This is a genomic window from Lentzea sp. NPDC005914, assembly GCF_040629405.1.
GTDB lineage: Bacteria > Actinomycetota > Actinomycetes > Mycobacteriales > Pseudonocardiaceae > Lentzea.
This window is the reverse complement of sequence record NZ_JBEXVQ010000015.1, coordinates 89,869-106,350: the sequence shown is the minus strand read 5'-3', so window position 1 is coordinate 106,350 and position 16,482 is coordinate 89,869. Positions and strand designations below refer to the sequence as shown.

The window sequence follows — 16,482 nt, the reverse complement described above, 5'->3', positions numbered from 1 at the left end:
GATGTGCAGCATGGCACGGTTCACCTCGTTCGACGGCACCGAACTCGCCTACCGGGAACTGGGTGGGGGCGAGCCGCTGTTCGTGCTCGCGGGCGGGCCCGGCAGGGCTTCGGAGTACCTGGAGACTCTCGGTGGCCTGCACGCGCGTCGCAGGCTGGTGATCCTGGACAACCGCGGTACCGGGGAGTCCGACGAGCCGGCGGATCCGTTCACCTACCGGCGGGACATGCTGGTCCGCGACGTGGAGATGCTGCGCCGCCACCTGGGTCTGGAGCGGGTCGACGTGCTGGGGCACTCCGCGGGTGCGGGGATCGCGATGGGCTACGCGGCGGACTTCCCGGACCGTGTCGGCAAGCTCGTGCTGCTCACCCCGGCGTTGCGGTCGGTGGGCCTGTCGCCGGAGCAGAGCGACTGGGACACGTTCCTGGCCTCTCGTGTGAACGAGCCGTGGTTCGCCTCGGCGACGACGGCGCTGGAACGCAACGCCGCCGGTGACGACTCGGTGGAGAACCGGGTCGCGGCCTCGCCGTTGCTCTACGCCCGCTGGGACGAGCGCGCGCAGGCGCACGCGAACGCGGAGCTGGGGCAGTGGAAGTACCACGTGGCGCTGGGCTACAACGCCGAGGGCGCGTTCGTGCCGGGCGTGCTGCGGCGGGCGTTGCAGGACTTCACGCATCCGGTGCTGGTCTACGCGTGCACGCAGGATCCGATCTCGCCGGTGCGCCGCTGCGTCGAGCTGGCGGACCTGTTCAGCGACTCGACGCTGTTCGTGCACGAGGGTGTGGGCCACTACCCGTGGGTGGAGGAGCCGGACGTGGTGTCCGGGCAGATCGCGCTGTTCCTGCAGGGCGAGGACGGTTAGCCGACCTGGGCGGCCTCGACGCGGTCGCGGCCGTTGTTCTTGGCCTGGTAGAGCGCTTCGTCTGCGGCCAGCAGCAGCGGGCTGAGCTCGGTCGCGGCGTCCGGGAACACCGCCGCGCCCACCGACGCGGTCAGGCCGGTCACGACCTGGTCGCGGCCGAGGCGGTCGACGACGACGATGTGCAGGCTCGCGATCTCGAACCGGATGCGTTCGGCGGCGGCGCGGACCTCTTCGGTGCTGACGCCGGGCAGCAGCACGGCGAACTCCTCACCACCGAATCTGCCGACGAGGTCGTAGGACCGCACGGAGTGCTTCAACGCGTCCGCGACGGCGCGCAGGACGCGGTCGCCGGCGAGGTGGCCGTAGGTGTCGTTGATCAGCTTGAAGTGGTCGAGGTCGATGATCAGCACGCCGACGGTGGAGACCAGGCGGCGGGCGCGGGCCAGTTCGCGTCCGGCCACGTCGTGCCAGAACGTCGCGTCGACCAGGCCGGTCTTGGAGTCCGTGCGGGCCGCGACCCGGAACTGGGGCAGCAGCAGCCCCATGTGCAGGGCGAGGACGGTCAGCAGCAGCATCGGCGTGAGCCACGGCCGCATCGTCATGATGATCGCGACGCCCGAGCCCAGGCCGACCGAGGCCAGCACGATGAGCACGTCGGAGGCGTTGCCGAGTGCGGTGCGGACGGGGTTCTGGCGGTTCGTCACGAAGATCGCGGTGACGACCAGTGCATAGTTGATGAACCAATACAGGAACCCGGCCGTAACCAATGCCAACAGGCCGAGCGGGCCGTCAACGTCAACAGCACGGTCCGGAAACAGTCCTAGAACGAGTTGCGCGGCGGCACTGCCGAGTACGACAGTGGCCGCGGAGAACACCTTGCGGAACAGGACCGCCCGCCGCTTGTAGACCCGGTACCACGAGTGCGTGTAGCTGATGACGATCAGCGCCACGAGCAGTGGCATCGGCAGTACGAGCACGCCCGCGAACAGCCACACCGACTGCATGTGGGCGTGCGGCGAGCCCTCGGCGCCGATTTCGCGGATCCGTTCGATTCCCCTGGCCGCCTCCAGGTGCAGAACCGCACCGCCGGAGAGCAGCAGGAACCAAGGCCACGTCAAGGCCTCGGCAGGGGTACGCCATGCGGTGGCGAGCGCGACGAGGGACGCCGAAACGACCACCGTCACGACATAGGCCAGCACCACAGGAGGAAGCGACCATAACTTCCACCGGCGCGGGTCGAGCCAAGGCACGCTGCCACCCCCACACCACCGTCCAGGAACCAACCACTGTAGCTACCGGGTAACGCAAAGTCGTGGCTCCATGTGGGGGACCTCACCGTGAGTAGTCCTCACAGAATGCGCCCGAATCACTTTTCCGGTTCACACGCAACAAACACCCGTAGGAGCAGTCATGATCAACCGTACCTCCGCTGCCGGCCGTCCCGTTCGTCCGACCGACTGGCTGCGTCCGACGGACTGGCGCCGGCCGACGGACTGGCGTCGCTGAGCCACCACACGATCGCCGCACCGCCGGCCGCGAGCACGCCCAGTGCTCCGGCGGCGGCGACGACGTGGTGCACCGCGAGGGTTTCCGCAGCCAGACCGGCCAGGGCCACCCCGACGCCCTGGGAGACCCGCAGCGCGGTGACGGCCAGACCGAACGCCTGTCCTCGTGAGAAGTCCGGTACCGCGCGCACGAACGTCGTGTTCGCGACCAGGTGGTACGAGCTGGCCGCACCGGACAGCGCGAACAACCCCACACTGATGACCAGGCCCGGCCGCAGCGCGGCCGGGACGAGAACCGCGCACGCGGCGATGGCCAGCCACGGCATGACACGAAGCTGCGTCCGCGCTGTGAGGTGCGCCACCAGCAGCATGCCCGCGGCCGCCCCGGCGGCGTAGGCGGCGAAGATCGACCCCACCCCGGCCGGGCCCGCGCCCAGCTGTGCGGCGTACGGCACGGCCAGTGCCTCGCCCACGATGTAGAAGCCCGAGACGCAGGCCAGCGCGACCAGTGCCCGCAACCGCCGGTCACGCCACACCAGCCGCGCCCCGCCCACGAGATCGGCAGGCCACGCCCGCACGTGCGGACGCTGCGGAGCAGGCCTGTCCAGCAGGAACACGCCCAGCGCGAACGCCGAGACGACGAACGTCGCCGAATCGGCCACCAGGACAAGGCCTGGCCCCAGCCACGCCACCAGCGCACCGCCGGTCAGGAACCCAGCCACCTGCGCCGCCTGCGTCACCGTGCTCAGCACCGCCTGACCCAGCGGATACCGCTCGTCGGGCAGGATCTGCGGCAGCAACGCCGCCCGCGCCGCCCCGTGCGGTGCCCCCGCGAACTGCACCAGAACCAGCAGTGCCGCCAACGCCCACAGGGGCATCAGCGGCAAGGCCATCACCAGCAGCAGCGCCGCCCGCACCAGGTCGGCGGCCACCATCACCTCTTTGCGCGCGAACCGGTCGGCGAGCCCCGAGAGCAGGGGCCCGCCGACCAGGTCCGGCAGGAACGTCAACGCGTACGTCATCGCGGTCAGGCCCGCGCTGGCGGTGCGGTTGTAAACGTGCACCGTCAGCGCGACCCGCGCGAACTGGTCGCCGGCCACCGACACCACGTGCGCCACGAACAGGGCGCGGAACTCACCGTCGCGGGCGAGCTCGCGGTAGCCGGGCATGGACTACAGGATGGAGGACCAGAACGCGCACTGGTGATCACGGGCGAAATCAGTGCCCCTGATTGCTCCGGGTGCCAGCGACCGCACCTCCGAACGCCACCCCGGATCGCCGGTCCGCGCGAACCGGCCCCACGCCGCGATCATGTAGTCCGACAGTTCCCGCTGCCTGGCGTCGAGTGGGGCGCCCATGTCGAACAGCGACATCAGTTCCGAGGCGTGGTAGGCCTTGTAGTCCGGGAACGGCGGCAGCGGGAAGATCATCGGCGCGTCCGCGTCGGCGAACTCGTAGCCCGACACCCGCGCGTGGCGTCCGAGCTCCTCGCGTGCCCGCTGCGTCGGGCACGACCACAAGCCGTCGGTCCAGGCCGTGGCCATCTCGTCGCGTGCGTCGTTGTTGCCGTTGACCGGGTACCGGGCGAGGACCTTGTCCGCGTTGTTCTCCCCGAAGAACTGCGCGAGTTGCGCGCGGTAGCCGGGCTCCGGGATGGGCTGCGGGTAGAACAACGCCGCGAACAACGTCATCTCGTCGTGCGTCGAGCCGACCATCGTCGGCACGTGGTGCATCCGCCCGGTCCTTTGCGCCACGACCGGGTCGATCGGCAGCACCGCGGTGTCGTAGGCGGGCCAGTTGAACAGATCGTGCACCGTCAGCAGCTTGTCCACCGGCTGGGCGCGCAGGCACGCGAGGTCGGCGCACCCGAGCGTGCCGACCCCCTGCTTCTCGGCGTCCACCCGTGGCCGCCACACGCCGGTGAACTCACCAGGCCGGGTACCGGGGGTCGTCAGCCCGCACGGACCGGACTGGATGATCGCCTTGGCGAACAACCCCGCCGCTCTCGGCGACGCGAGCTGCGCGCACACACTCAGCCCACCCGCGGACTCACCGAACACCGTCACGTTGCGGGCGTCACCGCCGAACGCGCGGGCGTTGCGCTGCACCCACTTCAACGCCGCCTGCTGGTCCGCGAGCCCGAACACCCCGGAACCCGGCAGTCCCGGATAGCCGAAGAACCCGAACACGCCCAGCCGGTAGTTGACCGTGACGACCACGACGTCGTTCTTCGTCGCCAGCCATCGCGCGTCGTACTCCGACGCCGCTCCCGCGGTGAACCCGCCGCCGTGGATCCACACCATCACCGGTCGCGGACGGTGCGGGTCCTTCGCCGGAGTCGTGACGTTCAGATAGAGACAGTCCTCGATCTGCGACGACGGCTGCCCCAGCTGGGAGTTCTGCGCGCAGTACGGCGCAGGCTTGGTCGCGTCCCGCACTCCCTGCCACGCAGCGGCCGGCTGCGGATCACGCCACCGGTTGGCGCCCACCGGCGGGGCCGCGAACGGGATGTTCCCGAACGTCCGGTACGTGCTGGTCACCGTCCCCGAGACCAGCCCCTTGTCCGTGCGCACCACAGCGCCGCCGTCGTCCGCGGACGCCGCACCGGCGACCGAGAACACCATCGCCGCCGCGATCACGGCGGTCAGCGTCTTGCTCACAACTGCCCCCAGAACTCGCACTTGTGGTCCTTCGCGAAATCAGCCGGTCCGACCGCGCCCGCCGCCAGCGACTGCACGTCCGCACGCCAGCCGGGATCGCCGGTCCGCGCGAACCGGCCCCACGCCGCGATCATGTAGTCCGACAGCTCCCGCTGCCCCGGCGTCAACGGCACGCCGAAGTCGAACAGCAACGGCAGCTCCGAGGCGTGGAACGCCCCATAACCACCGGGGAACGGCGGCAAGCCCGGGAAGAACACCGGCACGTTCCGGTCCGCGAACTCGTAGCCCGACACGTGGGCGTAGCGGCCCAGCTCCTTGCGCGCGGTTCGCGACGTGCACGACCACGACTTGTCCGTCAGGATCCGGGCGAGCTCGTCGCGGGCGTCACCGTTGCCGTTGACCGGGTACCGGGCCAGCACCCGATCCGCCTTCTGCTCCCCGAACACCTGGCCCAGCAGCGCCCGATAGCCCGCCTCCGGCACCGGCTGCGGCCACACCAACGGCGTGAACAACGTCATCTCGTCGTGCGTCGAGCCGACCATCGTCGGCACGTGGTGCATCCGCCCGGTCCTCTGCGCCACGACCGGGTCGATCGGCAGCACCGCCGTGTCGAAGGCAGGAGCGGAGAACTGGCCGTGCACCGTCAGCAGCGCCGAGACCGGCTGCGCCCGCAGACACGCCAGGTCGGCACACCCGAGCGTGCCCACACCCTGCTTCTCCACCTCGGCCCGCGGCTTCCACACGTGCTCGAACTCGCCGGGCGCGGTGGCCGACGGCGAGTCCACCCCGCACGCACCGGACTGGATGATCGCCTTGGCGAACAACCCCGCCGCACGCGGAGACGCCAGCTGCGCACACACGCTCAGCCCACCCGCGGACTCACCGAACACCGTGACGTTGCGCGGATTGCCGCCGAACGCACGGGCGTTGCGCTGCACCCACCGCAGCGCCGCCTGCTGGTCGGCGATCCCGAACGCCCCCGAGCCGGGCAGGCCGGGGTAGCCGAAGTACCCGAACACCCCGAGCCGGTAGTTGATCGTCACCACCACGACGTCGTTCTTCGTCGCCAGCGACCGCGCGTCGTACAACGACCCGGATCCACCCGTGAACGACCCGCCGTGAATCCACACCATCACCGGCCGCGGCTTGCCAGGGTTCTTCGCCGGCGTCACGACGTTGAGATGGAGACAGTCCTCGGTCTGCGACGACGGCTGCCCCAGGTCGCCGTTCTGCGCGCAGAACGGGGCGAGCGTGGTCGCGTCCCGCACTCCCTGCCACGCCGCGGCCGGCTGCGGATCACGCCACCGGTTGGCGCCCACCGGGGGAGCGGCGAACGGGATGTTGCCGAACGTGCGATAAGTGCTGGTCACCGTGCCGGACACGGCGCCCTTGTCGGTGTGGACGACCCGGCCGTCGCCCGCCGCCGCAGCAGCAGGGACCTGGACCACGGCGAGCGCCATCGCGGCGGCCGCGGCCACCGTCAGCATCCTTGACATGAGTTTCTGACCCCCTTCGGCCTCGAACGTATCGAGGACAGGGGGAGCCGGAAACCGCTGAAAGAGAACTGTTCCGTCCTGCGAAAGTCGATGCCGCCGATCACCGGTTGCCGACATACCGACCGGTCGGTACCCTCACGACTCGTGGGTGACACGACACTTCCCGAGCAGCCGCTCGTAGACGCCTTGGTCTTCGACTGGGGCGGCGTCCTGACGGTCTCCGTGCCCGAGTTCGTCGGCGCGTGGCTGCACGCCGAGGCCATCGACCGCGAGGTCTACGGCCGCGTCATGCGCGAGTGGCTCGGCCGCGACGCGCTCCCGGACAACCCCGTCTTCCGCCTGGAGACCGGTGAGCTGACCGTGCAGCAGTTCGAACGGCTCCTCGCCGCCGAGCTGATCACGACCACCGGCGCCGCGATCGACGACGCCGGGCTGCTCAAGCGCATGTTCGGCGGCGCGACACCCGACCCGGCGATGGTCGAGCTCGTCCGCAAGGCCCGCGCCGCCGGCCTGCACACCGCGCTGCTGTCCAACAGCTGGGGCGAGGGCTACCCGAAGGACCTGCTGGTCGAGCTGTTCGACACCGTCGTGATCAGCGGCCGCATCGGGATGCGCAAGCCCGACGAGCGCATCTACCGCCACACCCTCCACCAGATCGGCGTCGCGGCCGAGCGCGCCGTGTTCTTCGACGACGCGCCGATCAACGTCGAAGCCGCCCAGGCCGTCGGCATGCACGCTTTCCGCCACACCACCGCGGACGACACCCGCGCCAACCTCGCCACCCTCGGAGTGAACCTGTGACCACGGATAGTTCCGGCCTTCCCGGCCTCGACCTGGAGGCACTCGCCGCGCATCTGGGCACAGGACCGCTGTCCGGCGAGCTGTTCCCCGGCGGCCGCTCCAACCTCACCTACCGCGTCACCGACGGCACCCAGCGCTGGGTCCTGCGCCGCCCGCCGCTGGGCCACGTCCTGGCCACCGCGCACGACATGGCCCGCGAGTTCCGCGTGATCTCCGCGCTGGAGTCCACGCCGGTGCCGGTGCCGCACGCACACCAGCTCGTCGAGGACACCTCCGTCATCGGCGCGCCGTTCTACCTCATGTCGGAGATGCCCGGCGTGGCGCTGCGGGAACGCAAGCAGTGCCCGTGGCTCAACTCCGAGAAGGCCACCGTGCTCTCCCGCAAGCTCGTCGACGTGCTCGCCGAACTGCACTCCGTCGACCCCGACTCGGTGGGCCTGGGCGACTTCGGCCGCCCGGAGGGGTTCCTCGCCCGGCAGGTCAAGCGGTGGGGCAAGCAGCTCGACGCCTCCCGCAGCCGCGACCTGCCCGGCATCGACGAACTGCGCGCCAAGCTCGCCGACACCGTCCCCGACTCCCCGCGGGTCGCGATCATCCACGGCGACTACCGCCTCGACAACGCCCTGGTCACCGAGTCGCCGCTGAAGATCAGCGCCGTCCTGGACTGGGAGATGGCCACCCTCGGCGACCCGCTCGCCGACCTCGGCCTGCTCTACGTCTACTGGCAGGGCCTCGGCGTCGACAACGACCCCATCACCGGCAGCGTCCCCTCGATGCCCGGGTTCCTGTCCGCCGACGAGCTCGTCGCCCGCTACACCGCCCGCACCGGCACCGACACCTCCGGCCTGGGCTGGTACATCGCCTTCGGCTACTTCAAGCTCGCCGTCATCGTCGAGGGCATCCACTACCGCTTCGCCAGCGGAAAGACCGTCGGCGCCGGGTTCGAGAAGCTCGGCGCGTTCACCGTCCCCCTCGTGCGGCAGGGTCTCGCCGCCGCCCACAAGGAGCTCTGACATGGACTTCGCCTACGACGCCAAGACCGAGGAACTGCGCACCAAGCTGCTCGCGTTCATGGACGAGTTCGTCTACCCGGCCGAAGCGGTTCTCGAGCAGCAGTTGCACGACGCCGCCGACCCGTGGGAACGCCAGCCGATCCTCGAGGAGCTCAAGACCGAGGCCCGCAAGCAGGGCCTGTGGAACCTCTTCCACCCCGAGCACAGCGACGGCCTGACCAACCTGCAGTACGCGCCGCTGGCCGAGATCACCGGCCGCAGCCCGCACCTCGCCCCCGAGGCCTTGAACTGCGCCGCGCCGGACACCGGCAACATGGAGGTGCTGACGATGTTCGGCACCGACGAGCAGAAGAAGCAGTGGCTGCAGCCGCTGCTCGACGGCGAGATCCGCTCCGCGTTCTGCATGACCGAACCCGACGTCGCCTCCTCCGACGCCACCAACATCGCGACCCGCATCGAACGCGACGGCGACGACTACGTCATCAACGGCCGCAAGTGGTGGTCCTCCGGCGCCATGAACCCCAACTGCGCCATCTTCATCGTGATGGGCAAGACCGACCCCGACGCCGACCGGCACCGCCAGCAGTCGCAGATCCTCGTCCCGCGCGACACCCCCGGCATCACCGTCAAGCGCGCCATGCACGTCTTCGGCTACGGCGACCACGCCCACGGCGGCCACGCCGAGATCGTGTTCGAGAACGTGCGCGTCCCGGCGTCCAACCTGATCGCCGGCGAGGGCGAGGGCTTCGCGATCGCCCAGGCACGGCTGGGCCCCGGCCGCATCCACCACTGCATGCGCCTGATCGGCATGGCCGAACGCGCGCTGGAGCTGATGTGCCGCCGCGTGTCCTCGCGCGTCGCGTTCGGCAAGCCCATCGCCACCCAGGGCGTCGTGCACGAGTGGATCGCCGAGTCCCGCGTCCGCATCGAACAGGCCCGCCTGCTGGTGCTCAAGACCGCGTGGCTGATGGACACCGTCGGCAACAAGGGCGCCCACACCGAGATCCAGGCCATCAAGATCGGCACCCCGCTGATGACCGAATGGGTCCTCGACAAGGCCATCCAGGCCCACGGCGGCGCGGGCGTCAGCCAGGACTTCCCGCTCGCCGAGCTCTGGGCCGCCACCCGCACCCTGCGCATCGCCGACGGCCCCGACGAGGTCCACCGCATGTCGCTGGCCAAGCGGGAGCTCAAGAAGTACCTGTAACCACAGCGACGCGCGGCACCACCTGGGCCTCAGCTCCGGCGGTGCTGCGCGTCGTTGCGCAACTGATCCGTCCGCGCGCCGATCTGCTCGATCTGCTCCGCGAGCCCCGGATGCCCCGCCCGCAACCCCGGCCCCGCCTCCGCCAGCGGCCCGAGCAGACCCGCCGCGTCCTCACCTCCCAACGCGTCCTGAACCCGCGCCGAGTGCGGCCCGACCTGCGCGGCCAGCATCCGCAGCACCCCGGCGTTGTCGCGCGCCCACGCCGCGACCGCCTTGTCGCCCGCACGCCGATCACGTTCGGCCCGCACCCGCTCGTCACCCGTCCCGGCCTCACCGGTCCGCCGCACCCGCAGGTACCTCTTCTCCGCCGCCTGTCTGCTGGCCACCCCCAGCGCCGGAGCCAGATCGGCCCAGCTGGTGCCCAGCGCACGCGCCGCCTCGATCAGCTGCGGCTCCCACCCGGACAGCTCGTCACGCAGCTCCCGCAACAACATCAGCGCGGCCAGCACCTGCGTCGCGTCACCGGGGGAGGCCGCCGTCGCACGCACCGCTTCGTAGTCACTCGTCATGTCGTCCTTCCGATGACTTCGGGACTTGTCATCGTTCCGACGACATGCTACAACAGAGGTACAGCGCATTGACAGACCGAGAAGACCAAGGAGGCGTCAGATGTTGATGCGTACCGACCCGTTCCGCGAGCTGGACCGGCTGACCCAGCAGGTGTTCGGCACCCCCGGTACGTGGTCGCGTCCCACGGCCATGCCGATGGACGCCTACCGCGACGGCGACCAGTTCGTCGTGAGCTTCGACCTGCCGGGCGTGTCCCCGGACGCGATCGAGCTCGACGTCGAACGCAACGTGCTCACCGTCAAGGCGGAACGCCGTCCGATCGGCAAGGACGTCGAGATGCAGGTGTCGGAACGGCCCCTCGGCGCGTTCTCCCGGCAGCTGTTCCTCGGCGACACCCTCGACACCGACCGGATCGACGCGAGCTACGACGCGGGCGTGCTGACGCTGCGAATCCCCATCGCGGAACGCGCGAAGCCCCGCAAGATCGCGATCAACTCCGGCGACGAGACGCCCAAGCAGATCGACGCGTGACTCACCCCGGCGGGCGGCGGCCGACCGGGTGACGCCAGGTAGGCTTCCGCCCGCCATGAAGCCCCAGCCTCAGTGGACGGCGTTGGACGTCTACGCGTCCAACACCGACCTCTACGCCGATCCCCGACTGGTGGAACGGGTGGACTACCGGCGCCGATTCAAACGGCACCGGCCCCGCACCCCGTCGGTCGTCCTCGCCCCGCACGGCGGCGGCATCGAGGTCGGCACGTCGGAACTGTGCCTCGCGATCGCGGGCTACCACCCCTCCACCCGCGTGCCGATCGGCCAGACCCACGACTACTGGATGTTCGAGGGCCTGCGACCGGTCGCCAACGAGGAGCTGCACGTCACCTCGTCCAACTGCGACGACCGCGTGGCCCGCACCCTCGTCACCGGTGCCTCGCACGCCCTGGGTCTGCACGGCTGCACCGCCGCCGCGGCGGGCCTGGAGGACCACGACCGGGCCGTGCTCGTCGGCGGCCGCGACACCCTGCTGCGGTTCGAACTGCTCACCAGACTGCGCCGCGCCGGGTTCCACACCATCGACGCAGTCGACCACCCGATCCTGGGCGGCTACGACCGCGCCAACATCGCCAACCGCACCCGCGGAAGGCAGGGCGGCCAGCTCGAGCTCACCACCCCGCTGCGCAACGCGATGTTCGCCGAGAACTCCCGCCCGAACCGCCGGCACACCACCACCGAGGTGTTCTGGGACTTCGTGCACGCCTGCCGCGCCGCCCTCGCCGCCCGCGAATCCCTCAACAACTGAGCGCCCGCGGTCGTAGCCTGCCGATCATGGGGACTTCCAGACGTGTGTTTCTCGGCCTGATCGCAGCGACGCCTATGCTCGGCCACACCACAACGGCGCACACCACGGCGGCCACCGCCGCCGCCTACGCGAACTACAGCGACATCTACCGCGACCCGGCCCTGCGCGAGGGCGTCGACTGGGGCCGCCGGATGCTGCGGCACCCGCAGTTCGGCCGCACCGTCGTGTTCGCCCCGCACGGCGGCGGCATCGAGACCGGCACCTCCGAGCTCTGCCTCGCCATCGCCGGCTACCACCCCGCGACCCTGCAACCGTCCGGCCAGGTGCACGACTACTGGATGTTCGAAGGGCTGCGCTCGTCGGGCAACACCGAGCTGCACGTCACCTCGACCGGCTGCGACGACCACTACGCCCGCTCGCTCGCGGCCGGCGCGCTCAACGCCGTCGCGCTGCACGGCTGCACCATCACCGAAGCCGAACGCAACTGGCGGACACTGCCCGACCAGGCCTGCGCGCTCGTCGGCGGCGCCAACGCCGACCTGCGCACCCGCGTGATCACCGCGCTCACCGGCGCGGGCATCTCCGCCGTCGACGCCTCGGCACACCCGACCCTCGACGGCGGCGACCCCGCCAACATCGTCAACCGCACCCTGCTCGGCGCCGGCGTGCAGGTGGAGATGACGACCCCGCTGCGCACCGGCATGTTCACCACGAACACCGCGGCCCAGCGCAAGAACACGACCACCCAGCTGTTCTGGGACTTCACCACCGCGATGCGCTCGGCCGTCACCGGACTCGAAGCGACCCAGCAGATCCTCTAGACCAGCCGCAGCGTGCCGGTGGAGGTGTCCAGCGACGCCTCCACCCCCAGCGGCAGCGACCACTGCCCGGCGCAGTGCCCGAACCCGAAGTCGCCCAGGATCGGCACGCCGAGCCCGCCCAGCCGGTCGGCCAGCACCGACGACACGTCCCCGCAGTCCGTCCACGACCCCAGCACGATCCCCGACACCGGCGCGAACCACCCCGCCCGCAGCAGCTGCGTCAGGATCCGGTCCAGCCGGTACGGCTCCTCACCGACGTCCTCCAGCAACGCGATCGCGCCCTCGACCGGCGGCGCCCACCGAGGCCCGCCCACCGCCGCCGCGAGCAACGCCGCGTTCCCGCCCGTGAGCACCCCACGCGCGGTCCCCGGCACCACGGGCGTTCCCGCCGTCCACGACGACACGCCCTCGAACAACACAGAACGCAACCGCGCCTGAGCCACCGGATCGTCCACGAAGTCCGAGGTGCCCGGCATCGGCCCGAACACCGTCGGCTGACCCACCGCGTTGAGCTCGGTGTGCAGGACCGTCACGTCCGACGAGCCCACGAAGACCCGGGGCGGCAAGTCCTTCCACGGCACCAGGTCGGTCATCCGCAAACACCCGTACCCGCCCCGCACGCACACCACCGCGGCCACATCGGACGTCCACACCGACACGAACTCCGCGGCGCGCGCCTCGTCCGATCCCGCGAGATACCGCAACGACCACGGCCGCACCACAGGTGTGGTGACCTCCAGGCCCCACGACTGCAGCACCGCCACACCCGCGGCGACCTTCGCGGGGACGGCCGGGCCGGCCGGTGACACCAGCGCGACCCGGTCCCCGGGCAACAGCAGGGTCACTCGGACAGTTCCAGCACGGGCACACCCGGCGGCTCGAACCCGAACACCTGCCCGTAGAACGACAGCTCGGCCTCCAGCGCCGCCTTGATGTTCTCGGCCTTGCGGAACCCGTGCTGCTCACCCTCGAACGTGATGTAGGCGTGCCGGATCCCCGAACCGGCCAGATCGGCCGCGAACCGGTCCGCCTGCTCCGGCGGGCAGATCTCGTCCTCCAGGCCCTGCAGCAACAGCACAGGACCCGACACCGACCGGGCCTTCGTCGACGGCGACCGCTCCGAGTAGCGCGACTCGGCCTGCGGCAGCGTGCCCACCAGGCCCTCGACGTAGCGGGACTCGAAGTCGTGCGTCTCGCCGCCCTCCGACGTCCAGCCCTTCAGGTCCAGGATCGGGAACGCCACCATCCCGCACTGGTACACGTCCGTCGACGTCAGCGACGCCGCCGAGGTCCAGCCGCCCGCCGAACCGCCCCGGATGCCCAGGCGCTGCGGATCCGCGGTGCCCTCCTTGGCGAGCTGCTGGGCCACGAACGCGCAGTCCTCCACGTCCACGACACCCCACTGCTCGCGCAGCCGTTCCCGAAACGCCCTGCCATAGCCCGTGGAACCGCCGTAGTTCACCGCCACCACACCGATGCCGCGGCTGGTGAAGTACGCGATGTCGGTGTCGAGCTTCGGCAGCGCCCGCCCCGTCGGACCACCGTGCACGTGCACCACGTACGGCGGCAGCTCACCCTCCGGTGCCGCGAAGTCCGGATTGGACGGTGGGTACACGTACGCCGGGATCTCACCGAACACCCGCTCCACCGGCACCGGCAGGTACGCGTCCTCCGGCGACGACTCGCCACCGGTCAGATACATCAGCTCACCGTTGGACAGATCCAGGCGCACCACGGCGTACTCCGACGTCGGCCCGGCCGCGCCGCAGATCACCACACCGTCGCGCACCGACAGCTCCGACGCCCACGTCGGCAGATCCGTCTGCACGTCGGTCACCGTCGCGCTGCGCTCGTCCAGCACCGCCAGATGACCGGAGCGGATCACCAGGTAGCGGCCCGGCGAGAGGGTGGCGAACCAGCGGTTGCCCAGCCGCCACATCGGCCCGCCCAGCTCCTGCTCGCAGGGCGCGAGGTTCGTGCGCGAACCGTCCGGGCCGATGCGGAACAGGTTCCACCAGCCGTCCGGGTCCGTCAGCGCCAGCAGGGAGTCGCCCTCCCACTCGAACTGGCACACCGCCTCGGTCTCCGAACCGGACACGACACGATGGTCGGTCGAACCGATGTCGGCGACGCAGAGTTCGGTGCCGTCCCACGGCATCTGCGGGTGGTTCCAGCCGATCCACGCGAACTTCGTGCCGTCGGGGCTGATCTTCGGGCCGGTCATGAAGTGGTGCGAGGAGCCCAGCACCCGCACGTCACCGTCCGCGGTGATCGCCACCAGGTCGCGGCGCACGTCGGTGCGCGCGTCACCGGTGATCGTCTCCCGCACGCACCACACCTCGCCGTCCGGGCCCGCGGACAGGTCGGCGTAGCGCACCCCGTGATGCCGCTCGGGTTCCGGCGTCAACGGTGTCGGCTCAGGGGAGTCCGGGTTGAACAAGTAGACGCGCTGGTCGTCCCAATGCGTGAACGCCACCCTGTCCTCGGCGAGCACGACGAACGGCCTGCCGCCGTACTCGTGCACCCGGTTGCGGGCGTTCCACGGCGCGGGCAGCACCTCGGCGCCATCGCGCACCAGCGCCACTCTGCCGCCCTCGGCCGGACGGCTCTCCGCCCACCACACCCGCTCGCCGGCGAGGTCGGCCCACTGGAACCCACCACCCGGCTTCGAGGTGTCGCCGGCTGAGATCGGCGAGGTCCACGTCCCGTACGAAGCGATCTTCACCACAACCCGACCCTATACGCGGAGTGTTTGGTGGGGGAGGACCTGCCGACGATCTCAGCGTGGCCTAGGGTCGTAAGGGCCATGGCTCGTGTCATCCACGTATTCCGCGCACCCGACCGGTTCGTCGCAGGAACCGTCGGGCAGCCCGGCGACCGCACCTTCTACCTGCAGGCCTCCGAGCAGAGCAGGCTGATCAGCGTCGCCCTGGAAAAGCAGCAGGTTCAGGTCCTCGCCGAGCGCATCGGCTCGCTGCTCGAGGAGGTGCACCGCCGCTTCGGCACCGACGTGCCCGACGATCCGCCGCCGGACTCCCTCGACACCGAACCGCTCGACGTGCCCGTCGAGGAGGAGTTCCGCGTCGGCACCATGGGACTCGGCTGGGACGCCGAGTCCAAGGCCGTCGTGATAGAGCTCCTGGCGATCTCCGAGGAGGAGGTCGACGAGGCCGTCGTGCTCGACGACACCGAGGAGGGCCCCGACGCCGTGCGGGTCTTCCTGTCGCCGACCGCCGCCCGCGCCTTCGCCGAACGAGCCGACCGCGTCGTCAACGCCGGCCGCAAACCCTGCCCCCTGTGCGCCGAACCACTCGACCCGGACGGCCACATCTGCCCGCGGCAGAACGGCTACCGCCGCACCGAGGAAGACTGACCGTGGACGCCGCCGCGGCCCTGGAGTTGCTCAACCACGGCCGCATCGAGGTCGAGGGGCGTCTGGTCGACGCCTCCAACGCCACCCTGTTCTGCAAGATCAGCCTGGACGGCGTGGACGCCCAGTGCGTCTACAAGCCCGTGCGCGGCGAACGGCCGCTGTGGGACTTCCCGGACGGCACCCTGGCGGGCCGCGAGGTCGCCACCTACCTGATCTCGGCCGCCTCGGGCCTGCACCTCGTACCGCCGACCGTGCTGCGCCCCGGCCCGTTCGGCACCGGCATGGTCCAGCTCTGGATCGACACCCGCGAAGAGGACGAGCTCGTCGACATCGTCGGCGTCGACGACGTCAAACCCGGCTGGATCCCCGTCTACCACGCCCACGACCGCTTCGGCGACCCCGCCGTCCTCGTGCACGCCGACCACCCGCGCATCGCCCTGATGTCCGCCTTCGACGTCGTCGTCAACAACGCCGACCGCAAAGGCGGCCACGTCCTGCACGCCCTCGACGGCGCGATCTACGGCGTCGACCACGGCATCTGCCTGCACACCGAACCCAAACTCCGCACCGTGCTGTGGGGCTGGGCCCGCGACCCGCTCGGCACCGAGGTCGTGGAGTCGTTGCGCCGCCTGAGATCCGCGCTCGACGGCTCGCTGGGGGAACAGTTGCACGACCACCTCACCCGCGCCGAGGTCCGTGCCGTGGGGGAGCGGACCGACAAGCTGCTGGCCGACGGCGTCTACCCCGAACCGTTCGGCAACGGGCCCTCGATCCCCTGGCCCGCCTTCTGACCTCCTCGATAGCGTCGCCCGTCGTGAGCGACCTCGAGGACATCAGAGCCTGACGCCGGCACAGTTTCCGTTGGCGCGCGGCC

At 70.6% G+C, this 16,482-nt stretch carries 16 protein-coding genes; 9 read left to right on the top strand and 7 right to left on the bottom strand.

Annotation, left to right across the window (positions count from 1 at the left end; genetic code table 11):
- Nucleotides 1–10: 10 nt before the first annotated feature.
- Entirely contained in the window at nucleotides 11–862 is an 852-nt protein-coding gene (locus ABZ345_RS22275) for an alpha/beta hydrolase (protein WP_359851736.1), read from the top strand.
- Here ABZ345_RS22275 and ABZ345_RS22270 read toward each other — a convergent pair.
- From ABZ345_RS22270 to ABZ345_RS22255, 4 genes are all read right to left on the bottom strand, one after another.
- Complete coding sequence (locus ABZ345_RS22270) at nucleotides 859–2,046, bottom strand: GGDEF domain-containing protein (RefSeq protein ID WP_359851733.1); 1,188 nt, start codon at nucleotides 2,044–2,046, stop codon at nucleotides 859–861. The two genes, ABZ345_RS22275 and ABZ345_RS22270, sit on opposite strands and share 4 nt — an antisense overlap.
- A 230-nt stretch (nucleotides 2,047–2,276) precedes the next feature.
- Nucleotides 2,277–3,536, bottom strand: coding sequence for an MFS transporter (locus ABZ345_RS22265; protein WP_359851730.1), 1,260 nt, complete (start codon nucleotides 3,534–3,536; stop codon nucleotides 2,277–2,279).
- Nucleotides 3,537–3,539: 3 nt separating this feature from the next.
- Nucleotides 3,540–5,048 carry a carboxylesterase family protein gene (locus ABZ345_RS22260; RefSeq protein WP_359851727.1) on the bottom strand — a complete coding sequence of 503 codons (1,509 nt, stop codon included), beginning with the start codon at nucleotides 5,046–5,048 and terminating at the stop codon, nucleotides 3,540–3,542.
- On the bottom strand, nucleotides 5,024–6,523 hold the full coding sequence (locus ABZ345_RS22255; RefSeq protein ID WP_359851724.1) for a carboxylesterase family protein: 1,500 nt from the start codon (nucleotides 6,521–6,523) through the stop codon (nucleotides 5,024–5,026). The genes ABZ345_RS22260 and ABZ345_RS22255 overlap by 25 nt, the downstream gene beginning before the upstream one ends.
- Nucleotides 6,524–6,667: 144 nt before the next feature.
- Between ABZ345_RS22255 and ABZ345_RS22250 the strand changes: the two genes are divergently transcribed.
- Genes ABZ345_RS22250 through ABZ345_RS22240 form a run of 3 tightly spaced genes read left to right on the top strand, consistent with a single transcriptional unit; the run spans nucleotide 6,668 to nucleotide 9,544 of the window.
- The gene (locus ABZ345_RS22250; RefSeq protein ID WP_359851722.1) at nucleotides 6,668–7,324 is read left to right on the top strand and encodes an HAD family phosphatase; all 657 of its coding nucleotides are present in this window, start codon (nucleotides 6,668–6,670) and stop codon (nucleotides 7,322–7,324) included.
- Nucleotides 7,321–8,337: a phosphotransferase family protein gene (locus ABZ345_RS22245; protein WP_359851719.1), complete on the top strand. Its 1,017-nt coding sequence runs from the start codon at nucleotides 7,321–7,323 to the stop codon at nucleotides 8,335–8,337. The genes ABZ345_RS22250 and ABZ345_RS22245 overlap by 4 nt, the downstream gene beginning before the upstream one ends.
- Nucleotide 8,338: 1 nt before the next feature.
- On the top strand, nucleotides 8,339–9,544 hold the full coding sequence (locus ABZ345_RS22240; RefSeq protein WP_359851717.1) for an acyl-CoA dehydrogenase family protein: 1,206 nt from the start codon (nucleotides 8,339–8,341) through the stop codon (nucleotides 9,542–9,544).
- A gap of 29 nt (nucleotides 9,545–9,573) precedes the next feature.
- On the opposite strand, the gene ABZ345_RS22235 is transcribed toward ABZ345_RS22240, so the two are convergent.
- On the bottom strand, nucleotides 9,574–10,113 hold the full coding sequence (locus ABZ345_RS22235; RefSeq protein WP_359851714.1) for an HSP18 transcriptional regulator: 540 nt from the start codon (nucleotides 10,111–10,113) through the stop codon (nucleotides 9,574–9,576).
- 100 nt (nucleotides 10,114–10,213) lie between these two features.
- On the opposite strand from ABZ345_RS22235, the gene ABZ345_RS22230 reads away from it, so the two are divergent.
- From ABZ345_RS22230 to ABZ345_RS22220, 3 genes are read left to right on the top strand one after another with little or no spacing between them, the layout of a single operon-like run.
- The gene (locus ABZ345_RS22230) at nucleotides 10,214–10,645 is read left to right on the top strand and encodes an Hsp20/alpha crystallin family protein (RefSeq protein WP_359851711.1); all 432 of its coding nucleotides are present in this window, start codon (nucleotides 10,214–10,216) and stop codon (nucleotides 10,643–10,645) included.
- A 55-nt stretch (nucleotides 10,646–10,700) separates the two neighbouring features.
- Nucleotides 10,701–11,414: a poly-gamma-glutamate hydrolase family protein gene (locus ABZ345_RS22225; protein WP_359851708.1), complete on the top strand. Its 714-nt coding sequence runs from the start codon at nucleotides 10,701–10,703 to the stop codon at nucleotides 11,412–11,414.
- Nucleotides 11,415–11,440: 26 nt separating this feature from the next.
- Nucleotides 11,441–12,235, top strand: a complete 795-nt coding sequence (locus tag ABZ345_RS22220; RefSeq protein WP_359851705.1) for a poly-gamma-glutamate hydrolase family protein — start codon at nucleotides 11,441–11,443, stop codon at nucleotides 12,233–12,235.
- Here the strand turns inward: ABZ345_RS22220 and ABZ345_RS22215 are convergent.
- Both ABZ345_RS22215 and ABZ345_RS22210 read right to left on the bottom strand, forming a co-directional pair.
- On the bottom strand, nucleotides 12,232–13,080 hold the full coding sequence (locus tag ABZ345_RS22215) for an LD-carboxypeptidase (RefSeq protein WP_359851702.1): 849 nt from the start codon (nucleotides 13,078–13,080) through the stop codon (nucleotides 12,232–12,234). The two genes, ABZ345_RS22220 and ABZ345_RS22215, sit on opposite strands and share 4 nt — an antisense overlap.
- Nucleotides 13,077–14,963 (bottom strand): prolyl oligopeptidase family serine peptidase, encoded by a 1,887-nt coding sequence (locus ABZ345_RS22210; RefSeq protein WP_359851699.1) that lies wholly within the window; start codon nucleotides 14,961–14,963, stop codon nucleotides 13,077–13,079. The genes ABZ345_RS22215 and ABZ345_RS22210 overlap by 4 nt, the downstream gene beginning before the upstream one ends.
- 78 nt (nucleotides 14,964–15,041) lie before the next feature.
- Here ABZ345_RS22210 and ABZ345_RS22205 point away from each other — a divergent pair, with 78 nt between their 5' ends.
- Together ABZ345_RS22205 and ABZ345_RS22200 are read left to right on the top strand one after the other, a co-directional pair.
- Entirely contained in the window at nucleotides 15,042–15,608 is a 567-nt protein-coding gene (locus tag ABZ345_RS22205) for a DUF3090 domain-containing protein (protein ID WP_359851696.1), read from the top strand.
- Entirely contained in the window at nucleotides 15,605–16,399 is a 795-nt protein-coding gene (locus tag ABZ345_RS22200; protein WP_359852037.1) for an SCO1664 family protein, read from the top strand. Before ABZ345_RS22205 ends, ABZ345_RS22200 begins: the two co-directional genes overlap by 4 nt.
- The last annotated feature ends 83 nt before the right edge of the window (nucleotides 16,400–16,482 follow it).

Excerpts from the sequence above, each read along its gene's own strand:
- ABZ345_RS22265 (WP_359851730.1), bottom strand. The coding sequence starts at position 3,536 with ATGCCCGGCTACCGCGAGCTCGCCCGCGACGGTGAGTTCCGCGCCCTG.
- ABZ345_RS22205 (WP_359851696.1), top strand. The coding sequence starts at position 15,042 with ATGGCTCGTGTCATCCACGTATTCCGCGCACCCGACCGGTTCGTCGCA.
- ABZ345_RS22235 (WP_359851714.1), bottom strand. The coding sequence starts at position 10,113 with ATGACGAGTGACTACGAAGCGGTGCGTGCGACGGCGGCCTCCCCCGGT.
- ABZ345_RS22275 (WP_359851736.1), top strand. The coding sequence starts at position 11 with ATGGCACGGTTCACCTCGTTCGACGGCACCGAACTCGCCTACCGGGAA.
- ABZ345_RS22225 (WP_359851708.1), top strand. The coding sequence starts at position 10,701 with ATGAAGCCCCAGCCTCAGTGGACGGCGTTGGACGTCTACGCGTCCAAC.
- ABZ345_RS22255 (WP_359851724.1), bottom strand. The coding sequence starts at position 6,523 with ATGTCAAGGATGCTGACGGTGGCCGCGGCCGCCGCGATGGCGCTCGCC.
- ABZ345_RS22220 (WP_359851705.1), top strand. The coding sequence starts at position 11,441 with ATGGGGACTTCCAGACGTGTGTTTCTCGGCCTGATCGCAGCGACGCCT.
- ABZ345_RS22240 (WP_359851717.1), top strand. The coding sequence starts at position 8,339 with ATGGACTTCGCCTACGACGCCAAGACCGAGGAACTGCGCACCAAGCTG.
- ABZ345_RS22230 (WP_359851711.1), top strand. The coding sequence starts at position 10,214 with ATGTTGATGCGTACCGACCCGTTCCGCGAGCTGGACCGGCTGACCCAG.